The 21,340-nt window shown below is 40.5% G+C and carries 23 protein-coding genes and 1 tRNA gene; 22 read left to right on the forward strand and 2 right to left on the reverse strand.

Annotated features, from left to right (window positions below; genetic code table 11):
* The first annotated feature begins 69 nt into the window (after positions 1–69).
* The 5 genes from JL57_RS06175 (at position 70) to JL57_RS06195 (ending at position 5,561) form a co-directional block, all read left to right on the forward strand.
* Positions 70–1,515, forward strand: a complete 1,446-nt coding sequence (locus tag JL57_RS06175) for a VanW family protein (RefSeq protein WP_291299763.1) — start codon at positions 70–72, stop codon at positions 1,513–1,515.
* A gap of 131 nt (positions 1,516–1,646) precedes the next feature.
* Positions 1,647–2,408, forward strand: a complete 762-nt coding sequence (locus tag JL57_RS06180; protein WP_034141180.1) for a ParA family protein — start codon at positions 1,647–1,649, stop codon at positions 2,406–2,408.
* Positions 2,401–3,258: a ParB/RepB/Spo0J family partition protein gene (locus tag JL57_RS06185; RefSeq protein WP_034141181.1), complete on the forward strand. Its 858-nt coding sequence runs from the start codon at positions 2,401–2,403 to the stop codon at positions 3,256–3,258. Before JL57_RS06180 ends, JL57_RS06185 begins: the two co-directional genes overlap by 8 nt.
* Before the next feature lie 1,042 nt (positions 3,259–4,300).
* On the forward strand, positions 4,301–5,002 hold the full coding sequence (locus tag JL57_RS06190; protein WP_034141182.1) for a DUF554 domain-containing protein: 702 nt from the start codon (positions 4,301–4,303) through the stop codon (positions 5,000–5,002).
* 61 nt (positions 5,003–5,063) lie between these two features.
* A complete protein-coding gene (locus JL57_RS06195) occupies positions 5,064–5,561 on the forward strand; it encodes a DUF4446 family protein (RefSeq protein WP_034141220.1) in 498 nt (165 codons plus the stop codon).
* A gap of 4 nt (positions 5,562–5,565) precedes the next feature.
* Here JL57_RS06195 and yyaC read toward each other — a convergent pair whose 3' ends face one another.
* Entirely contained in the window at positions 5,566–6,135 is a 570-nt protein-coding gene (gene yyaC / locus JL57_RS06200) for a spore protease YyaC (protein ID WP_034141183.1), read from the reverse strand.
* Positions 6,136–6,258: 123 nt separating this feature from the next.
* Between yyaC and JL57_RS06205 the strand changes: the two genes are divergently transcribed.
* The 9 genes from JL57_RS06205 to JL57_RS06245 all read left to right on the forward strand — a co-directional run bounded on the left by JL57_RS06205 (position 6,259) and on the right by JL57_RS06245 (position 16,001).
* Positions 6,259–7,290, forward strand: a complete 1,032-nt coding sequence (locus tag JL57_RS06205; RefSeq protein ID WP_034141184.1) for a membrane protein — start codon at positions 6,259–6,261, stop codon at positions 7,288–7,290.
* A 65-nt stretch (positions 7,291–7,355) separates the two neighbouring features.
* Positions 7,356–9,251, forward strand: a complete 1,896-nt coding sequence (gene selB / locus JL57_RS06210) for a selenocysteine-specific translation elongation factor (protein ID WP_034141185.1) — start codon at positions 7,356–7,358, stop codon at positions 9,249–9,251.
* 291 nt (positions 9,252–9,542) lie between these two features.
* Positions 9,543–10,703 (forward strand): ABC transporter substrate-binding protein, encoded by a 1,161-nt coding sequence (locus tag JL57_RS06215; RefSeq protein ID WP_034141186.1) that lies wholly within the window; start codon positions 9,543–9,545, stop codon positions 10,701–10,703.
* Between the two features lie 460 nt (positions 10,704–11,163).
* The gene (locus tag JL57_RS06220) at positions 11,164–12,054 is read left to right on the forward strand and encodes a branched-chain amino acid ABC transporter permease (RefSeq protein WP_034141187.1); all 891 of its coding nucleotides are present in this window, start codon (positions 11,164–11,166) and stop codon (positions 12,052–12,054) included.
* Positions 12,055–12,063: 9 nt separating this feature from the next.
* The gene (locus JL57_RS06225; RefSeq protein WP_034141188.1) at positions 12,064–12,999 is read left to right on the forward strand and encodes a branched-chain amino acid ABC transporter permease; all 936 of its coding nucleotides are present in this window, start codon (positions 12,064–12,066) and stop codon (positions 12,997–12,999) included.
* Positions 12,999–13,769 carry an ABC transporter ATP-binding protein gene (locus tag JL57_RS06230; protein ID WP_034141189.1) on the forward strand — a complete coding sequence of 257 codons (771 nt, stop codon included), beginning with the start codon at positions 12,999–13,001 and terminating at the stop codon, positions 13,767–13,769. The genes JL57_RS06225 and JL57_RS06230 overlap by 1 nt, the downstream gene beginning before the upstream one ends.
* On the forward strand, positions 13,769–14,473 hold the full coding sequence (locus tag JL57_RS06235) for an ABC transporter ATP-binding protein (RefSeq protein ID WP_034141190.1): 705 nt from the start codon (positions 13,769–13,771) through the stop codon (positions 14,471–14,473). Before JL57_RS06230 ends, JL57_RS06235 begins: the two co-directional genes overlap by 1 nt.
* Positions 14,474–14,739: 266 nt before the next feature.
* Positions 14,740–15,366 carry a CBS domain-containing protein gene (locus tag JL57_RS06240; RefSeq protein ID WP_034141191.1) on the forward strand — a complete coding sequence of 209 codons (627 nt, stop codon included), beginning with the start codon at positions 14,740–14,742 and terminating at the stop codon, positions 15,364–15,366.
* Between the two features lie 203 nt (positions 15,367–15,569).
* Entirely contained in the window at positions 15,570–16,001 is a 432-nt protein-coding gene (locus tag JL57_RS06245; RefSeq protein WP_034141192.1) for a DUF2889 domain-containing protein, read from the forward strand.
* Between the two features lie 33 nt (positions 16,002–16,034).
* Here JL57_RS06245 and JL57_RS33675 read toward each other — a convergent pair whose 3' ends face one another.
* Entirely contained in the window at positions 16,035–16,172 is a 138-nt protein-coding gene (locus tag JL57_RS33675) for a hypothetical protein (RefSeq protein WP_291299764.1), read from the reverse strand.
* Positions 16,173–16,341: 169 nt separating this feature from the next.
* Between JL57_RS33675 and JL57_RS33680 the strand changes: the two genes are divergently transcribed.
* The 8 genes from JL57_RS33680 (at position 16,342) to rpsR (ending at position 21,175) form a co-directional block, all read left to right on the forward strand.
* A tRNA-Sec gene (locus JL57_RS33680) sits at positions 16,342–16,439 on the forward strand.
* Between the two features lie 369 nt (positions 16,440–16,808).
* Positions 16,809–17,546, forward strand: coding sequence for a CvpA family protein (locus JL57_RS06250; RefSeq protein WP_034141193.1), 738 nt, complete (start codon positions 16,809–16,811; stop codon positions 17,544–17,546).
* Between the two features lie 100 nt (positions 17,547–17,646).
* Positions 17,647–18,507 (forward strand): mechanosensitive ion channel family protein, encoded by an 861-nt coding sequence (locus JL57_RS06255; protein WP_034141194.1) that lies wholly within the window; start codon positions 17,647–17,649, stop codon positions 18,505–18,507.
* Between the two features lie 139 nt (positions 18,508–18,646).
* A complete protein-coding gene (locus JL57_RS06260) occupies positions 18,647–18,850 on the forward strand; it encodes a DUF951 domain-containing protein (RefSeq protein ID WP_034141195.1) in 204 nt (67 codons plus the stop codon).
* Between the two features lie 154 nt (positions 18,851–19,004).
* The gene (gene ychF / locus JL57_RS06265) at positions 19,005–20,105 is read left to right on the forward strand and encodes a redox-regulated ATPase YchF (RefSeq protein ID WP_034141196.1); all 1,101 of its coding nucleotides are present in this window, start codon (positions 19,005–19,007) and stop codon (positions 20,103–20,105) included.
* A 101-nt stretch (positions 20,106–20,206) separates the two neighbouring features.
* Positions 20,207–20,494: a 30S ribosomal protein S6 gene (gene rpsF, locus JL57_RS06270; protein WP_034141197.1), complete on the forward strand. Its 288-nt coding sequence runs from the start codon at positions 20,207–20,209 to the stop codon at positions 20,492–20,494.
* Between the two features lie 18 nt (positions 20,495–20,512).
* Positions 20,513–20,923, forward strand: coding sequence for a single-stranded DNA-binding protein (ssb, locus tag JL57_RS06275; RefSeq protein WP_034141198.1), 411 nt, complete (start codon positions 20,513–20,515; stop codon positions 20,921–20,923).
* A gap of 21 nt (positions 20,924–20,944) precedes the next feature.
* Positions 20,945–21,175: a 30S ribosomal protein S18 gene (rpsR, locus tag JL57_RS06280; protein ID WP_034141199.1), complete on the forward strand. Its 231-nt coding sequence runs from the start codon at positions 20,945–20,947 to the stop codon at positions 21,173–21,175.
* Positions 21,176–21,340 lie beyond the last annotated feature (165 nt).

Here is a 21,340-nt window from a genome sequence, read left to right on the forward strand (position 1 = left end):
AGAATGAACGTCGAATTAAAGAACTAGTATATAATTTGGTCGATTGAGGTTGACCCTAGGGGGGGCATTTTGAAAGAATCACAACATCAAAGAGCCAGGAGTCATGAAGAAGTTGCTGTAAGTGAAGTTTATGAGAGAAATCAGAGTCTAGGAAAGAGCTTTCGGAATAGTATCAGTCGACTATTTAGAATAAAAGCAGTAAAGATAACGCTTGGATTGCTATTCATATTATTTGGTTCGGCAGGCCTTTACTTACTTTTCTATTCATGGGATCATCACTTGATTGTCGAAGGAGTAAAGATATCTGGAGTTAACGTGAGTAACTTATCCGAAAAACTTGCCAGAGAGGCAATGGACAAAGAAATCCATCGCTTAAAGAATCAAACTATACAACTGGAGCTCGATGAATTTTCACATGAAGTAACCTTAGAAGAATTGGGACTCATTGTATCGGCCGAATCGGCACTTAAGCTGGCCTATGATTATGGTAGGAGTGGCTCATTAAAGGACAAAGTTTTTAGTAAGATGTCAGCTTCGAATGGCATAGAGTTAGATTTAGAACAGGATTGGAATGAAACTAAATTAGTCGAAACGATCAACAAGAACTTTGCTGAGTTTAATAAGCTTGCGACGGATGCTTCATTTATGATTACTCCTCAAAATACAATGCTTATTAAGGGTGAACAAGTCGGAAGAATGATCAATACTGAGGCATTAATTCAAAAGATCAAAGGTATTAACGTCTATAAACCAGGACCTGAGATTAGACTCGAATTCAAAAGTAAAACTCCTCTACTAACTGCGTCTCAGCTTGAAGAACAAAAAATCACGGGCTTACTCTCCACTTATACAACCCGATTTGATTCTTCACAAACTGCAAGATCTGAAAATGTTCGCCTAGCTGCGAAGGCTTTAGATGGAGCGATTATTAAGCCGGACGGTACATTATCGTTCAATCAAATTGTGGGTGAAAGAACTGTTGAGGCTGGGTATTTGGACGCCTACATTATTGTCAACGGACAATTTGTGCCGGGTCTGGCTGGAGGAATATGTCAGGTATCTAGTACCTTATATAATACTGGGATTCTAGCTAACCTTTCTGTTACTCAGCGAAGTAATCATGATCTGGCTATTTCTTATGTTCCTCTAGGGCAGGATGCAACAGTTGCTTTTCCGGATCTTGATCTTAAGTTTTTAAATAACACTGGTGGATATCTTTTAGTTCGAACTAAACTCGGTAATAACACAATTACGATAGAACTCTATGGAAAGGTCAATCCCGGTCAAGAGGTGGTTATTGCAAATACGATAGAGTCTGTTATTCCTTTTGTCGAGGAACGACTTGTTGATGAGACACTGGCACGCGGTCAGACTCTTGTTAAACAAGAAGGACAGCAAGGATATATTGTTAACACTACTCGAACAGTTAAAGTTAATGGACAAGTTATAAAAGCTGAACCACTCAAAAAAAGTCGGTATCAGCCATTGCCTAAAATTACTGCAATTGGGGCATAAAACTATATATATTTAATATTTATCATAAAAAGCGTTAAAAGCGCTTTTTTTATTGAGAGGGGTTTGATAGTATCTAGAGTATGGGTATTTTGCAGTTATTTAAGACAGAAAAAGGGAGGTGAGCTTTATTGATGACTAAAGTGATTGCTATTGCTAATCAAAAAGGCGGTGTCGCCAAGACCACGACAGCAATAAATCTTAGTGCCTGTTTAGCAGAATTGGGCAAACGTGTTCTGCTCATTGATTTAGACCCACAGGGAAACGCTACAAGTGGAATGGGAATTGTAAAGCATAAATTGACTTCTTGCATTTATGATGTCTTAATCAATGATATTCCTCTTGAACATGTAATTCAAAAATCATATCAAAAGAATCTTTTTGTTGTGCCTGCTCGAATTGAGTTGGCAGGTGCAGAAATAGAATTAGTCTCCCAGATTTCACGTGAAGGTAAATTGAAATCCTCGATTGACAGTGTAAAACAAAATTATGACTTCGTTTTAATTGATTGTCCTCCGTCACTGGGTCTTCTCACCCTAAATGCCTTAACTGCCGCATCTGATGTTTTAATTCCTATTCAATGTGAGTACTATGCCTTAGAGGGATTGACCCTCTTAATGAGTACTTTAGATAGAGTCAGAAAACACGTTAACCCTTCTTTAAATATTATTGGAGCCCTCTTAACTATGTTCGATGCACGAACTAACTTAGCCATACAAGTGGTCGATGAGGTGAAGAAGTATTTCCCACAGAAAGTATTCCGTACTATAATTCCACGCAATGTCCGTCTCAGTGAAGCCCCTAGTCATGGAAAGGCAATCAATAGTTATGATTCTCGTTCAAGGGGTGCGGAGGTTTATAGTGACTTGGCGAAGGAGGTTTTAGAGCGTGTCTAAAAAAGGACTTGGCCGTGGTCTTCAAGCGCTGTTATCCGATGAACGTGGGGACGACCCTTGTATTAAGGAAATCCTTATTTCTGAACTAAAACGAAATCCTGATCAACCGAGAAAAGAGTTTGATCAGGATTCAATCAATGATTTAGCAGATTCACTGCGCTTACATGGTTTACTTCAGCCTATATTAGTGAGACCTGACGGAGAACATTATTGCGTTATTGCAGGGGAGCGGCGTTTAAGAGCTGCACAGATTGCGGGTTTTAATAAAGTGGCCTGCATTGTTCAGGAATGCAGTGATCAAGAAATGGCTGAAAGAGCACTTATTGAGAATATCCAACGTGCTGATTTATCTCCCGTTGAAGAGGGTTTAGCGTATAAACGACTTATCGAGGAATATGGTATGACTCAAGATCAGATTGCCCAACGGGTTGGTAAAGCACGGACTACTGTTGCTAATTTATTAAGAGTCATACAATTGCCTAAAGCGATACTTGAGCTTCTAAGGGTTAACACTATTTCTCTAGGCCATGCTAAAGTCTTATTAGGAGTTAATGACCCCTCTATTCAAGTATTGATCGCCCAAAAAGCAGCTCAGGAACAGTTATCTGTACGCGAGACAGAGTTTCTTATCAATAAACTGTCTGAGAAGACAACTGATAAAGCTCAAAAGGTTAGGTCCTCTCCGGAGTACCCTCCTCTACTGCGTAATGTTGAGGATCGTCTGAGATCTAGCTTTCAAACAAAGGTTCATGTAAAGGGAGACTTTAAACGCGGGAAGATTGAGATTCAATATTTCTCAGAGGATGAACTGAATCGACTTCTAGAATTATGGAACGTTCGTATCGATTGAATAATGTTCCACGTGGAACAATTATCTCTATGAACTATCATGTTTAGGCAAGTTGATTTCTGCCATTTGCTAAACAACTTCAAATTTCCTATTTTGGTACTTGTTATTTAATTAATTTATTATTTCTAACTAGTTCCTTAGAATCTGATGTTCCACGTGGAACATTCTTTTTAAAAAACATAGTAATTTCGAGAAATATTAAACTCAGTATTATTAGGTGCTTTAGAGACAACATCAAACGTTCTTGGCGACATTAGTGATCAAGAAGCTCGCCCACGAAAAGTTTTTCATTGATCATCAATTATTAAGCTATATAATATAAGCGTTTATAAGAGTTAGGGTAAATGGCTATATGCAATACCGGTTTATCATTTAAAGTAAGATATATTAGATAATACTGCTATTTTCCATTCGATTAATCGTTATAAGTAGCTACTTTCTTACTTCAAGAGAATTAAATTACTTGAAGATGTGCATAACTTTTAAAAACATTCTTAGATATGTGAATAATATGGTTAGTGTAAATGTACTTGATGGTCGCTAAACAATAAACCGAGTACATTCCACTATGACCAACACTGCGATAATGTTGAAGAAATTATCATATGTTCGTTGAACATCAGACTTGTTACACAAAACACATCACATATTTTGAAGTTTGCGGTAACGGTAATGTTGAAGGATATATATGTCCTCAATTGATGATAAGGTTCAGTTTGTAGGTCAAGATACTGATACTCATACGAAGACCTTTAAAACCGATACTTCCGATTGTGCCAGACTGTACTTTAGCAGCCTGTAATTTTGCGTAGAAGTATCCATAGTATATGTGGTTTTAGTGAGCACTTGTATTGAAATCTGACCTTGTAAATAGAAATAATGTTCCACGTGGAACATTTTAAACTATCGTAATAGCGATTATCGGCTTAAGAAGTATTATAAACTCTAAAAAGTTAAGGCTTAATTGCGCGGAGTATATAATCGGTTGTTCTGGCACCGTTCCGAGAGCATTAAGGACTATGAAAGGTAGGTAACTGTTAAGGTGTTAGGAACTATAGTGAATACTCTAGCTATTTTATTGGGTGGAGTACTGGGTTTGTTATTCGGACAGACTCTGCCGGATAAAATTAAAAGAACTGTAATCCAAGGGATTGGATTATCAGTCTTACTGATCGGTGGTAGCATGGCACTACAAACAAAGAACCCCTTAGTAATCATTTCAAGTCTAGTATTGGGGGGTATTATGGGTGAGCGGATAGATATTGAGCTGCGTTTACAACACCTTGGTCAGTGGCTAGAACGAAAGTTTTCGAAAAATGGAAAAGGTGCCGGATTTACAAAAGCATTTGTCACTGCCAGTTTAATATACTGTGTTGGCGCGATGGCTATAATGGGTTCGTTAGAAAGTGGGCTAAGTGGCAATCATAACATACTCTATGCTAAATCGATGTTAGATGGAATTTCAGCAATTGTATTTGCTTCTTCTATGGGAATTGGTGTTTTAGTATCAGCAGTTCCAGTATTTTTATACCAAGGTGCAATTACTATGGCAGCCGGTATGCTTCAGGGGATTCTTTCCCCACAAGTGATTGTTGAAATGGGTGCAACAGGCGGATTACTTATTGTAGGCATTGGAATTAATATTTTAGAAATAAAAGAGATCAAAGTGGGTAATCTAATATTAGGGATCTTCTTGGCGGTTCCCATAACCTTTTTGTTCACTAGAATGCATCTCGGTATGTAATAGCTTAGTTATGTACAATTCATAAGTTGTATGACTAGCAGAGGAGGAAAGATTATTGACAATGCTAGAAGAGTTAATTCCTTGGATTTGGTGGGGTATAAGTGGATTAGGAGTAATCCTTGTAATTTCTGTTCTGATATCCCTTTTACTGTATCGACGCATGAAACGATTTGAATCTGCCTATGTATCTTTGCAAACATTTATGTCGGGCAATCAAATGGATATATTGTTAGATGAAAGTAATCAAAAAATGCGTAAGCTTGAACAAGAAATTGAAAAATGTAAGGCTAGGTTAAACCCTGTAGAATTGAAACTGCGTGCTAGTGTAGATAGAGCAGAGTTGCTCAGATTTAGAGCATTCGAAAATGTGGGAAGTGACCTGAGTTTTGCATGTGCGCTGATTAGTCAAGAGGGAAATGGAATCGTACTTAGTTCAATTCATAATCGTGAAGAGGCAAGGGTTTACGCAAAACCAATTGTAGGAGGCCATTCTGTTTATTCTCTTTCAGATGAGGAGAAAGAAGTCATAACTAAGGCCATGCAAGGCGTAAAGATTTAGTAGTCTAGATGCGTCGTACTCTGAGATAGGATTGAGTAATTAGTGTACTAATATTTTCAGACATCCGCCAGACAATGTTCAGTCGAGTATTTTGCAGAACCATATATTCCATAAACCCTCCCACATTTACAATCCCTGTTATATGCGCTTCTCCCACTTTGGGTAATTGCTTATGAACTCCTGCACCTGGTTTTAGGGGACCATCAGCTAAGGTAATACAACCTACAGAATCCATTCGTCCCAAACAGGCATCAACAGCAATTATAAATGGATTCTGGTAGGTTTGCTCAATAAAACGGATAGTCTCTTCAAGATTAGTTGCATGTACGGGTTCATCCAAGGTCCCATAAACATGAAGTTGTGGTAGGGTCTGTCGTGTTAAATGCGTCCCAATTAAGGGACCTAATGCATCTCCTGTTGAGCGATCAGTCCCAATACATAGTATGACAGCAGGGCGTTTCCTTGTGGATATAAAAAGATCAGATAGACGCGTTTCAAGTTTTACCTTAGCAGCGCAGTCATCAACATGGGCTTTAATTTTTTGAGTTTCAGTTAATATAGAAAATAAACTCACAAGCTGCCCCCTAACATGTAATGATCAAATCTAGTACGTAGTATAATTTTTTCCAAATACTATCCTTTTTATGCATGAAATCCCTATTCAAGCCATATGCATGATGGCGAGGAGGGAGTTCAAATGCAATGGAAAACAACATTTCAGGTTGCCGCTACATACGTCGGTGCAGTCATGGGAGCTGGTTTTGCCTCTGGTCAAGAAATCCAGCAATTTTTTGTACGGTTTGGGCATTGGGGCTTAGTGGGAATAATCCTAAGTTCAGTTCTGTTTTCTCTTCTAGGGTGGGGCACGCTAGAATTGCAGGAAAGATGGAAGGTTTCGTCCTATAACGAGTTTTTTGATCGTCTCCTCGGCCCTAAGTTGGGGCGTTGGGCTGATTGGCTGGTTAGCATCTTACTGTTTGTAGGTATGATGGCCATGATATCAGGTAGTGGTGCGTTGTTTTATGAGTATTTTAGATTTTCCAAATGGTTAGGAATCTTCTTAACAGGCTTAATCATCGCATTAGCCTTATGGTACCGTGGCGAAGGAGTATTGTGGATCAATTCTGTTCTTATACCCTTGAAATTTGTCTTTTGCCTAGGTATTACAGCTGCATCAATTCTTTTGATCTCTTCTGGAGATAATGAGCACGTTTCGATGTTGCCGCATCCTATAATCAAAAATTGGGCTCTCTCGGCAGTTCTATATGTTTCATTTAATGCAACGTTAGCGATGGTGGTATTCGCTTCCCTTGGACGAGAGATTCAGAAGAGGGGTGCACGTTTAGGTGCAGTTTTAGGCGGGGTTGCACTCGGGTTATTTGCCTTTGCTATAGGAATGTCATTACTTCGGTTTCCGGACATCTGGGTTTTGGAAATTCCGATGGTTGCTATTGCAGGTAAGTTAGGAGAATGGCCTGGGTTTTTCTACGTAGTCGTACTATGGTTGGCAATGATCACAGCCGCAGTAGGAAATGGCTTTGGTCTTGTCAGTCGAATCGCGGATTCGGGAAAAATAAGTTATGGGTATGCAACAGTTATTCTCCTAATTCTACTTTTGCCATTAGCAGGGGTAAAATTCTCGCAGATTGTACAACTTATCTATCCATTGTTTGGCTATTTAGGACTAATCTTTTTACCAACAATCTTTTATTATTGGCGTAGAGTCTAGAGGAACTCCAAGATGAGGTCGACAAACAAATTCTGGTTAAGACCAGGTTAATAAGGGGAACAAAAATGGATGAACGACACTATTTAGTAGGTACAGCAGGACATGTGGATCATGGAAAAACTGAACTAATTAGGGCTCTATCAGGCATTGAAACGGATAGGCTAAAAGAAGAGAAGCAGCGAGGGATCTCTATCGAACTGGGATTTGCTCATATGACATTACCCAGTGGGCGACAAGTTGGAATCGTGGATGTTCCAGGCCATGAACGGTTTGTACGCCAGATGCTAGCAGGAGCCAGTGGAATGGACGTTGTATTACTCGTCATTGCTGCGGATGAAGGAATTATGCCACAAACCCAAGAACATATAGACATTTTGACATTACTAGGAATACCCAGAGGGATTGTTGTGTTAAATAAGGCTGATATCGTAGATCAAGATTGGCTTGATCTGATGGAAGAGGAAGTGCGTGAAGGACTGAAAGAGACTGCTTTTAGTAAGGCAAAAATTTGTCCGGTTTCCGCACTGACTGGGGAAGGAATTGCCGTTCTTCGTCAAACGATTGATGATTTGCTCTCGGAGGTAGAGAGTAAGAAATCGATTGGTCCGGTCAGAATGCCACTAGACAGAATCTTTAGTATCCAGGGGTTCGGAACGGTTGTGACAGGAACACTTCATAGTGGAACAGTAATGCTAGGACAAGAGCTGGCAATTGAGCCCAACCATATTTTAGCGAAAATTCGATCGATCCAAGTCTATAACAATAAAACAAAGTCTGCAGGCGCTGGTCAAAGAGTGGCAGTCAATGTTGCAGGTGTAGATGTTACAGAAATAGAGCGAGGTTCAGTGCTGGTAACGCCGAACACCTTTAAGGTTGGACAGATCTTGGATTTAAAGGTTACAAACCTCCCTTCAGCAGAGAGACCTTTAACTCAACGGCAACGAGTACGATTTCATCTCGGAACAACGGAGATCCTCGGAAGGTTACATCTTCTAGATCAGAAGGAACTGGCCCCAGGAAAAGAAGGGTTTGCACAGATTCTTTTGGAAGAACAAGTTTTAGCTGCACCAGGGGATCGGTTTGTGCTGAGGTTCTATTCTCCACCCCATACGATTGCCGGTGGGAAAGTACTCGGTATAGCAGAATTCAAGCAGAAACGTTTCAAGGAAAACGTACTAGCCCAAATGAGAGTTAAAGACGAAGGGGATCCACTTGATCTGTTAGAAAGAGAAATGGACGAACCTCGTACTAGAGCAGATTTAGCAACTCGCTTACATGTCAATCCTTTAGAATTGGAGGAAAGTCTAAGATCTTTAGAGGAATCAAACCGATTAGAAGTATGGCAAGAAGATGATACCCCTCTCTATTGGGGAAAGGTAGCAGCAGAGGGATGGCGTCTAAAATTAATCGACGTAGTAAAAAAACACGAAGCTGCAAACCCATTGCGTGGAGGAATCAGCAGGGAAGAATTAAAAACACGTCTGGGAATCAGTTGGAAAAATAGACGTTGGCAAACAATTCTAGAGCTTGGCAGTGTACGAGGTTTTTATCGAATTATCGGCAGTAAGGTCCAAACCAATGAAGGGGTAAAAATCCCTCCCCATATCCTTAAGGATTTAGATGCCTTACGCAAAAAGTGGCAAAGTGTAACACTCATACCCCCTGACCTCAGCACAACAGCAGAGGCCTGTGGGATTACAAAAGTACAAGCCCCAGAATATGCCCAATATTTGTGTGATATCGGAGAATGGGAACACATAGATCAATTCTATTTTAGGCATACTGATCTTAACCAGGCTAAAAATAGTCTAATCGAGTTTCTACAGACACATAACGAGGTTGGAGTGGCTGAAGTGCGAGAAATGTGGGGTGTTTCACGAAAGTATGCTGTTCCACTGCTTGAGTTTTTTGACAATCAGAAAATAACGAGGCGAATCGGCGATAAGAGAAAGAAATACTAAAATCTAATTAATGTAATGCTACAGAATTTCCTAATTGACACAATGGTGCAACAGTTATAAAATGAATAAACAGAAATGGAGTTGTTTCAAAAACTGACATATAACTGTCACATAACTGACACTCAACTGTTATACAACTGTGCATTGGGGTCAACCGGGTATCAATGCCGGGCTTTTTTGTTGTCTGGGTCATTGGATTCTGTTTAAATCGGAGGTGTATTAGAGAGAAGTTTTTGACGAATTATTAAGAACATAGTTTTTAAACTAATTTAGAAAAGTGGGGGAATAAAGATGAGAAAAAGTAAGTTATTAATAGGTGCAGCTTTACTAATGTTGGGTTTGGTTTCAGGTTGTGGTAGTGCTGGAGCACCGAAGGAGTCTGCAGAAATTAAAATTGGTGGTAACTTAGAGTTATCCGGTGGAGTAGCTACCTATGGACAGTCGGTTTTAAACTCTGTCACTTTAGCCTTTGAAGATCAAAACAAAAAAGGTGGAGTCCTAGGAAAACAGCTCAAATTCGTCACTGCAGATAACAAATCTGAGGCTGGAGAGTCAACTGCTGCAATCACCAAACTTATTACGCAAGATAAAGTTGTAGCTGTTCTTGGTGCTGTTACCAGTTCAAATACAAAGGCTGCAGTACCTGTTTCAGCAGATAACAAGATTCCTCTAATTACACCAACGGCTACAAATTCAGAAGTTACCATTAATAAAGATGGTTCACTCAATAAATGGGTCTTCAGAAGTTGTTTTCTAGATCCTTTCCAAGGAAAAGTTGCAGCTAATTTCGTATTGAACACTCTCAAAGTAAATAAGGCTGCCTTATTTATCGATCAGAAAGATGATTATTCTAAAGGTTTAGCCGCGGAATTCAAAAAAGTTCTTGAGGGTGCTGGGGGAAGCATCACCGAAACTGTACAATATGTCGGCGGGGACAAAGATTTTAAATCTACCCTAACTCGGATCAAAGCAAGTAACCCAGAAGTCGTATTTGTGCCAGGTTACTACAACGAAGTCGGATTGATAGTCAAGCAAGCACGAGAATTAGGAATTAAAGTTCCCTTTGTCGGAGGAGATGGCTGGGATTCTGCGAAATTACCAGAGTTAGCTGGTGCTGCAAACCTCAACGATACTTATTTCGTTAATCACATGTGGGCAGAAGATCCAGCCACAAAGCCATTTGTTGAGGCTTATAAAGCAAAGTTTAATGCTGAGCCAGATGCTCTAGCAGCTCTCGGATATGATGCAGCTAAATTGCTTATTGCAGCAATCGAAAAGGCGGGTAGTACCGATCCTGAAAAGTTAAGAACTGCTTTGGAAAATACTAAGGACTTTAATGGGGTAACGGGTATCATCACGGTTGATCCTGCAACTCACAACCCAGTAAAAAGTGCGGTTATCATTAAAATGGTCGATGGTAAGAAAACACTGCTAACACATGTAAATCCATAATCTGGAGACAAATGTATAGCATTGTTGCTTGGCAAGGTATTGACTAAAACTAGTACAATAGCTAAGATAAGCATAGAGCTAATTTAAGACAGTTTTTAATAAGTATAGAGCCCCAGTCGCTACAATATAGCCTTGACTGGGGCTTTAATAGAGAAAGAGGATTTTAGTTAAAGTATAGTCGTTTAACAATACACAATCGTGTAGATCAATCTTACAACCAAGGATCTGGGTATGGTAATAATTGGCAAAGACGATTACTAGGCGAAATTCAAGTAACGTAAGCATGTGTTATCAGGGGAAATAAACCCTACACAACCTTTGGAAAGCATTAATCTTAACTAAGAATAAGTTATTTTGCGGTCTAGATTATTATTAGGCCATCCCGTAAAAAAGAGAGAGGGAGCAGTTTTACCCTCTCTCTTCTATGTTGGAAAGTTTTAGCAGAAAAGGGAGTGAGATCATGGAGAGTATTATTCAACAGATATTTCAGCAAATTATTAATGGATTGTCGTTAGGAAGTATCTACGCTCTCATTGCTTTGGGATATACGATGGTCTACGGAATTATTAAATTAATCAATTTTGCGCATGGAGAAATTATGATGGTAGGAGCGTATGCTGGATGGTTTGCGACCAGTGTCTTGCATTTGCCGTTTTTACCAGCGCTGCTTTTTGCAATGATTGTAGCTGCCATTTTGGGAGTTGTCATAGAACGTATTGCGTATAAACCCTTGCGCAATGCTACTCGTATTGCGGCTTTGATAACAGCAATTGGAGTTTCGTTATTTTTACAGTATGGGGGCATGTTAGTTGTATCTGCTCAAGTCCGTACCTATCCCCCAGTCTTTCCAGAAACCATGTATTCTGTCTACGGAGTTATTTTTAAATATGGTGATATTGTTATGCTATTGACTTCCATTATACTCATGGGTCTCCTGCATTTCACGGTTCAATATACGAAAATGGGTAAGGCAATGCGGGCAGTATCCTTCGATAAAGATGCAGCCTTGTTAATGGGTATTAACACGAATAATATAATTTCGTTCACATTTGCCATTGGTTCGGCCTTAGCGGCTGCTGCCGGTGTCCTAATGGGTGTCTATTTTAATACGATCGATCCTTTAATGGGACTTGTTCCTGGTCTGAAAGCCTTTGTAGCAGCAGTATTAGGGGGAATTGGGATTATCCCTGGCGCGATGGTCGGAGGCTTGATGTTGGGTCTAATCGAGTCAATTGTGAGTGGTTTAGGCGCTTCAACTTGGCGGGACGCCGTTGCATTCCTAATCTTAATACTTGTCCTAATTATTAAACCCAGCGGACTTTTCGGTAAAAATGTACGTGAGAAAGTGTAGGTGAGGAAAATGCGCAACTGGTTCAACCGCAAAAATCTAGTGATGTTGTTAGGGATTGTTCTTATATATGCTGTTGTTCAAGGGCTGATTATGACAGATATTATGCCTCCGTTCTATAAGTTGACGTTAATCCTCATGTGTATCTATATTATTCTTTCTACTAGCTTAAATCTGATCAACGGAATAACCGGTCAATTTTCGATTGGACATGCTGGGTTTATGGCTGTTGGGGCGTATGTTTCGGCGATTATTACTGCAATCATGCATGGGCCGTTGATTTTAGGCATTTTAGCTGGAGCGATTGTGGCTGCCTTGGTGGGTCTCCTAGTTGGGCTACCTACGCTACGCCTTAAAGGGGACTATCTTGCTATTGCAACATTAGGGTTCGGAGAAATTGTGCGGATTGTTTTTCTAAATATGGAATTGGTTGGTGGAGCATCCGGATTCACTTTACCGAGTAGAATAACCTGGACTTGGGCTTTTGTATTGATGGTCTTGAGTGTCCTTTTAATGAAAAACTTTGTGGGCTCCACTCACGGTAGAGCATGTATCTCTATTCGGGAGAATGAGATCGCCGCGGAATCTATGGGCATCAATACCACAAAATATAAAGTTATGGCTTTTACAATGGGAGCCTTTTTTGCCGGTGTAGCTGGCGGAATTTACGCGAATTACATGTATATCATTCAACCCATGACCTTTTCGTTTTTAAAGTCGATTGATATTTTAGTTATGGTAGTCCTCGGTGGCTTGGGGAGCATTACGGGAGGTATTGCGGGAGCGATTGTTATGACCTTGGTTTCGGCACTTCTAGCAGGTGTTCCGGAATGGCGTATGGTTATAATAGCCGTACTATTGATAGGGATGATGATCTTTAGACCGACCGGATTATTCGGCACGAAAGAATTCAGCTTGAATTTCCTGGGAAAGAAGGGTGATAAATAATGCCGCTTCTGAAAATTGATAATCTTTCTAAGTCTTTTGGCGGTTTAAAAGCGGTATCAAATTTAAATATTGAGATTAATGAAGGAGAATTAGTTGGTTTAATTGGCCCTAATGGTGCAGGAAAAACTACAGTCTTCAATTTACTGACGGGTGTTTATGACAAGACCGAAGGAAACTTGATTTTTCAGGGTAAAGAGGTGAGTGGACTTAAACCTTATCAGGTTACTCATCTGGGAATGGCACGGACGTTTCAAAATATCCGTCTCTTTAGCGATTTAAGTGTTATTGATAATGTAAAAATTGCATACCACCAACGTGCTGCGTATAGCACGACTAGTGCGCTACTAAGACTTCCTAGTTTCTACATGGGTGAAAAAACGATACAGAAAAAAGCCATGGATTTGTTGAGAATTTTCCATCTTGAAGATAAAGCAGAAGAGACGGCGAAGAATCTACCGTATGGAGAGCAACGTCGCTTAGAGATAGCCCGCGCCTTAGGAACTGAGCCAAAGCTTCTCTTATTAGATGAGCCGGCAGCCGGCATGAATCCCCAGGAGACGAATGACCTTATGAATCTTATTCGGTGGATTCGGGAGGAGTTTAAGTTAACGATCCTCTTAATTGAACATGATATGTCCTTAGTCATGGGTGTCTGTGAACGCATATACGTTTTAGATTATGGCATGATTATCGCGCAGGGGGTACCTGATGAAATAAAGAATAATCCTAAAGTCATTGAGGCTTACCTAGGAGAGGAGGTTGTCGTCTGATGCTTGTACTTGAAGATGTTAATGTTTATTATGGAGCCATTCATGCCCTTAAAGGAATTTCCTTCCAGGTAAATCAGGGAGAGATTGTAACCCTTATTGGCTCAAATGGCGCAGGGAAAAGCACAAGTCTCAAGACGATCTCCGGATTGTTGCGCTCAAAAACGGGTAAATTAACCTTTAATGGAGAGAATTTAGCAAGCATACCTCCCCAATCCATTGTGGCCAAAGGAATATCACAGGTTCCTGAAGGTCGACGTGTCTTTGCTAATATGACCGTCATTGAAAACTTAGAACTGGGAGCCTATTTGCGTAAAGATAATGCGGGTATCAAACAAGATATTGAACGTGTCTATGGTTTGTTCCCTCGCCTTGGAGAGCGTAAAAGTCAGATTTCAGGTACACTGTCAGGCGGAGAGCAGCAAATGCTTGCCATGGGGAGGGCTCTGATGTCCAAGCCTCAGCTCCTGCTTCTCGATGAGCCTTCAATGGGATTAGCACCTATTTTAGTTAAACAGATCTTTTCAATTATCAAAGAGATTAATGCAAGCGGAACAACAATTTTACTAGTGGAGCAGAATGCTCATATGGCCTTATCAATCGCCAATAGGGCTTATGTATTGGAGACAGGAAAGATAGTTCTTTCTGGAGATTCAAAACAATTAGCGGCCAGCGAAGAAGTTCGAAAGGCCTACCTAGGGGGATAAGATCCCGCCCCTGAAAGGGTAGGAGGTCCGCAGACCGGAGATAAGATCTCGCCCTTGAAAGGGTAGGAGGTCCGCAGACCGGAGATAAGACCTCGCCCCTGAAAGGGTAGGAGGTCTGCAGACCGGGGATAAGGCATATATTTCTGAGACATGTGTATTCAGTAAGTAGAGCTTTGGTTGGCCATATTGGCAGCTTTTCTCCCTCCTAGCGCCAACCTAGTTTACTTTATAGGCTTAACTTTGATGGAGAAAGGGGTAAGGAAAAAATGTATGTTCGCCAATTTATGACATCTCAGGTTTTTACGGTGTCCCCGGATGAGTCGATCGCAGATACTCTAGCCCTCATGCGAGAGAAAAAGATCGACCGATTACCGGTTCTGGAAAAGGGCAAACTAGTGGGCTTTGTAACAGATGGGGATTTACGGGAGGTCTCACCTTCACCAGCAACGACTCTAAGTATCTTTGAACTTAATTACCTCATAGCTAAAACCCCAATTCGTGAAGTAGCGGTGAAAAAAGTAGTGACCTGTCACCCAGACACGCGGATTGAGGATGCAGCCTTATTAATGCGGGAACATAAAATCGGAGGATTACCAGTGCTTGAAGAGGGTAAACTGGTAGGTATTATCACGGGATATGATATTTTGGGTGCATTTTTAGATATCATGGGATCACGAAGTCCTGGTGAACGTGTTGTAATTGAAGCAAAAGACAAAATCGGAGTTTTGTTAGACATCGCCACTACAATAAAGCATTTTGACGTCGATGTAACTAGTTTTGCTTTTTATCATCAAAAAGATAATCATATACAGTTTCTCGTTCACCTTAATGGAGAACAAGTAAACGAGGCAAAAGTGTCGTTAGAAGAAAAAGGATATAACATTAAGAATTAATAATTAGGTTATAGCCTAACTCAAGGTTAAAGCGCTTTTCCGGGTTAGGGATTGTTATTTGACCTAGTTGCCCTAAGTATAGGATATCAGCTAATAAAGAAAGTCCTGAATGATAATTCACGGACTTTCTTTATTGGTAGATTGAGATATAATAATACAAGACAACTATAGTATTCGGTATGCTAGGAAAACGAGGGGATATAATGTACCTTTTTAATCGATCTATATCTGTGAATGTCCGCTTAGTAGATGAGGGAACAACGCTAATGGTGGATGGATTTTTTCTAGACAGTCATCATGAACTCTGTTTATCGATCAAAGTAAACATAGAGAGCAATACCATTACTTCAGCTGATGGTGATTTTCGACGTTTTCCGCATACAGATTGTGCGTTGACAAAAGAACACATAAAAAAACTTATCGGCATTAACCTAAATAAAAATGTTCGCAAACAAATACAAATGGCGGTCGGACTAAAAGAGGGCTGCACACATTTAACGGACCTCGCAATTGAATGCGCTAAAGGGTTAATGCAAGCTCAATATCAATTTCTACAGTTAACTATGCGAGAGGAAGAATTAAATAATATGGTTGAACAATTCTTAGATGGAAGCTGCTTACACTATACCAAATAGATTAAGGGAACATATTAGTTTTTAATAGTGAATTTATTTGGGAGTTGCATAAGCGATTAAAATCGTTTCTGGCCCCTCAGTTTTAGATAAATTGATTCTTGATTCTAGGGCTTGAATTTCTTGAAGTTGATCGTTTGTTAAATTAGAAAATTTAATCTTAGAAGTATCCATTTGGTATTCTCCTTTCTGGGACATACTCATTTATTTAACAAAAATTATGTAACATTAATATTCTGTACAATTGGATAGCAATCTATGCACAATTTATTGTTTAGATTATATTTTGACTGTATTTACTTCCATAATTATAATGAATGTGTTAATATATTATTAATTGAATGGGGATGGATGGTGGCTGGTGCTGCTCCCGGACTTCAAATCCGCGTGTCGGGACGCAGAACGTTCCGAGGTGTGTTCGATTCTCACGCATCCCCGCCAAAATCGAGGTTCGAGGTTCGAGGTTCGAGGTTCGAATATGGCGAAGCGTACATTTCGGGTCTGATCAGTAAATAGGTTTATGAAATTTAATCTAAAAATAAGTTTTATTTGTTTATTCTAGGCAGCGTGAAGCTGCCTTTTGACATATTGGGATGCTTTGAGACAGTTAACACGGCGAACGACTTATCCAGCAGGATTTCTGGGGGTCTAACCCGAATATGATTATTCTAAATGGTTTGAAGAAATACTGGACAATGGATTGAAGTCAAAGCAAAAATCTTTAAACCACTTATCTTTTTAGCCGGAGGCTAAACTTTCAATTCTGGCATCGATCCTCGAACTTCGTACATCGTTATTAGGGGGGACTACATGAATCTTCTAGATGTTCTCATTCTCGGGTTTATTTTGTTAGGTGCTCTACGAGGCTATCAAAGGGGTTTACTGACTAGCATTGTCAACTTCCTGAGTGGTATAGCTGGATTTTTAGTCGCCGTTTGGCAATACAAAGCCGCTCTTCGTTGGGTAGAGCAATATTTTCCCCTTCAACAATGGCTCGAACCTGTAATTTTTCGAGTGGTCCTCCCCGCTGTTCAGTCTAAAGCTGATACACTTCAACAACAGTTTTTAGGAAGTATCTTGAGCTCATTACCCCCAGAATTACGTAGTTTCTTTTCCTCATCGAATCTTCCAAGTCTACCAATGCCACAAACAATAGAACAAGTAAGCCATCATTTGGCGGGGGTGCTTACTGAGCGAATTTTAAATCTGATCGCTTTTGGAGTTGTTTTTTACACCGTTGTACTTATATTTCAACTAGGGTGCGCAATTTTACTTCGTCCATTTGGCAGCTGGAGAGGGTCTTTAAATCGCGGAGGAGGACTATTGTTCGGTGGGTTAGGTTCTTTGATTGGTTTGTCTGTTTTGGCAGGATTGTTCTCTCCTCTCTTGAATTTGGGTGTAGGACAAAGCTATAATGTGCTGATTCAAAACTCATACTTTTATCCATATTTAGTGGGAATTTTCAATGGATTAGATCAAATATTTTCGGCTCAACTCCGTCAAAATTTACTTGATCCTCTAACATTGGACAAAGGAGATTGGTTTTAGCACATAATTCAATCTTAGAAGAAGAAAACTACAACAACTGATCTTGCAATTGAACGATCTAAAGTAAGCGATAGATTTTTTGTAAAGGACGACTACTATTATGAATGTTACGTGGATACAGGAAAAAATCGGCTATTATGACTGGCATGGATTAGGTACAACAGCGTTTAACACCTTGGTATATATTGTAACAATATTGATCTTTGCTCGTTTGATCTACGCTTTATTAATTTATACGTTTCGTCGTCTACTGGTTGAGAGAAAAGGGAAACATCTTCTGGATGAGCGTAAAGCGAATACGATATTTTCCCTTCTCCGAAGTATGTCCTTTTATTTGATCACTTTTACGGTATTGTTGCACAGCCTTAAACGTCTTTTTAACTTTGATACCGGGACAATCTTAGCCTCGGCAAGTGTTTTGGGAGTTGCCTTAGGATTTGGATCGCAAAGTTTGGTTAAAGACGTGATCGGCGGTTTCTTTATCCTATTCGAAGATCAGTTCTCCGTTGGTGAATATGTAAAGGCCGGAGAATTCTCTGGAATTGTCGAAGAGACAGGAATCAGGGCGACACACCTCAGAGACTGGGGTGGCGAACTGCACATAATTCCCAATGGCAGTATAACCGCCGTCACCAATTTCAGCCGTGGTAAAATGAGGGCATTAGTTGACATTCAGATGCCTTATGATGAAGACTATGATCGAGCAATGGAAGTAATGCATTCAGTCTGTGAGAAGGTTAGTATAGAGTTCGGGGAGAAGATTATTGATGCTCCTTCTGTTCAGGGAGTAATTCAGTTCGGGGAACGAACTGCCGTCTTGCGAGTTATTGCTTATACCCAGCCCAATGAACAATGGAGCTTGGAACGAGAACTTCGCCTTCAAATACATAGGGAGTTTTTGAAAGAAGGAATTCGGACTCCAAACCTAAACAATTTTATTTTGACGGATCCTATGAAGTAATGGCCTTATAATTAACAAACTATTGAAGTTGGGTCTAAGTAATGTGCGACATGCGAAGTCTGACGTGATGAGCAATAGTCGGGCTTCGAACCTTCGAACCTCGAACTTCGCGCATCGATTAAGAGGGAGGTAGCAACCGATGATTCCATTGAAAGTAGGGGATATTGTTCGTCTGCGTAAACCGCACCCTTGTGGAAGCCTAGATTGGAAAGTAATGCGGACGGGGATGGATTTTCGGATCCAATGTTTAGGCTGTCAACATCAAGCTTGGATTCCTAGAGTCAAACTCGAACGCAATTTAAAGGAGATTTTACATCGGGTAGATGAAAATAATCTGGATTAATGGGAGAAAATCACTTATAATCGGTGAGGTAGCTTGTCTATATAAAATAGTGCTTAATATCTAATGATAAGAGCCTTAAAACTTGGAGAATATACAAAAAAAGTGTGAAAGGATAAGGTTAGGTTTGTCCAGGTTTTCTTAACTAGGTAACACCATGACATTACATGCAGGAATCGTTGGTTTGCCAAATGTCGGTAAATCAACGCTGTTTAATGCAATCACTCAAGCGGGTGCAGAAGCGGCAAATTACCCATTTTGCACGATTGATCCAAATGTTGGGATGGTTGAAGTGCCTGATTCCCGTTTGCAAAAACTTGCCGATATGGTAAATCCTAAAAAGATTGTTCCGGCAACCGTTGAGTTTGTTGACATTGCTGGTCTTGTCAAGGGAGCGAGCAAAGGCGAGGGGCTAGGTAACAAGTTCTTATCCCATATCCGAGAAGTGGATGCCATTGTGCATGTCGTCCGATGTTTTGAAGATGAGAACGTAATCCATGTTGAGGGTAATGTTAACCCTAAGCGAGATATCGAGACAATAGACTTAGAGCTGGTCTTGGCAGACATGGAGAGTGTGGAGAAACGGGCAGAACGTACTTCGAAACTCTTGAAGACGGGTGATAAAAAGGCCCATCTTGAAGTGGCCCTTTTGGAGCGCTTAAAGGTGGTCTTTAATCAAGGAAAAGGGGCTCGTTCGTTGACCTTTTCGGATGAGGAACAAGAGATTCTAAAGGGGTTTTCGCTTTTAACCTTGAAACCAGTGCTTTATGTTGCCAATGTCAGTGAAAATGGTCTTTCCACAGCCTCTGACAATCCTTACGTTCAACAGGTTAAAGAGATAGCGTCTGAAGAGGGTGCCGAAGTCGTCGTAGTTTGTGCGCAGATTGAGGCTGAGATTGCCGAACTTGAGCCAGATGAAAAAGAAGGATTTTTACAGGATTTAGGACTCGAGGAGTCAGGACTAGATCGTTTGATTCGGGTTGCCTTCCATTTATTGGGCCTTATGACGTTCTTTACTGCGGGTCCGATAGAGGTAAAAGCATGGACAATTTATCAAGGGACTAAGGCGCCTCGAGCAGCCGGGACCATCCATACAGATTTTGAACATGGATTTATTCGAGCTGAAGTGGTTTCGTATAAGGACTTCGTAGAATTCAACGGTATGAGCGGTGCTAAGGATAAAGGATTAGTTCGCTTGGAAGGTAAAGAGTATATTATGAATGATGGTGATATTGTCCACTTTCGTTTTAATGTTTAAAGCTTGCATTTTAAGGAACACAATGGTATAATTTTAGCTTGTTAGTATAAATATCCCTGCTCCGTTGATCGGGGCCGCTTAGTCCGAGGGGAGGTGCAAATATGAAAGCGTATGAAATACTGTATATCATCCGACCAGATCTGGATGAAGAGACAACTACTGCACTGGTAGAACGTTTAGGTGGGCTCGTAGCCAGCAATGGCGGAGAAAACTTAAAGGTAGAAAAGTGGGGCAAGCGTCGATTGGCCTATGAAATTGAAGATTACAAAGAAGGCCAGTATATCCTGATGAACTTTGATGGCGAAGGTCGTACATCCCAAGAAATTGAACGGGTTATGAAGATTTCTGATGATGTAATCCGTTTCCTAACCGTTAGAAAAGATGACTAGAAGGACGGAGGGGCGCATATGTTGAATCGTGTCGTTTTGATAGGCCGTTTAACGAAGGACCCCGAATTGCGCTACACGCCAAATGGTGTAGCGGTCGCTAATTTTACGTTAGCGATCGACCGCAATTATAAAAATGCCCAAGGAGAAAGAGATACCGACTTTATAAATTGCGTAGTTTATCGGCAGCTTGCCGAACTCTGTGCCAATTTTTTGTCGAAGGGGAAACTCGCGGCTGCAGATGGTCGAATTCAAGTACGTTCGTATACTGGACAAGACGGTCAAAAACGCTGGGTTACAGAGGTTATTGCTGAAGATGTTCGCTTCTTAAGTCCGAAAGACGGTGGAGGCGTAAACACAGAATCAAAATCTCCAGGCGGAAACAGCTCGTTTGGACATGAAGTAAATTTGGATGATGACATCCCATTCTAATAGGGGAAGGGGAGAATTAGTATGAAACGTGAACGCGGACGTCGCCCTCGTAAGCGGGTATGTAGTTTTTGTGTCGATAAAGTTGTGTCTATGGATTACAAAGAGACACATAAAGTGCGAAAGTATGTTACAGATCGTGGCAAGATATTACCACGTCGAATTTCTGGAAACTGCGCAATGCATCAGCGCCAAGTGACCTTGGCCATCAAACGTGCTCGTAGCATAGCCTTGTTACCATATAGCGTAGAGTAAGAAAAAGGGAGCAAAGCTCCCTTTTTCTATTTTCCGATCCGCGGACCACTTATGGATGAAAATGAGCTATTTTTCGAAGTAGAACGTATAAATTTTGGGCAAGGTCGTCCATGGTTAAATTTTCATAGGACGAAGGTGCAGGAGAATGGTATGGTAATCACGAAC

This window comes from Desulfosporosinus sp. BICA1-9, from assembly GCF_000802135.1.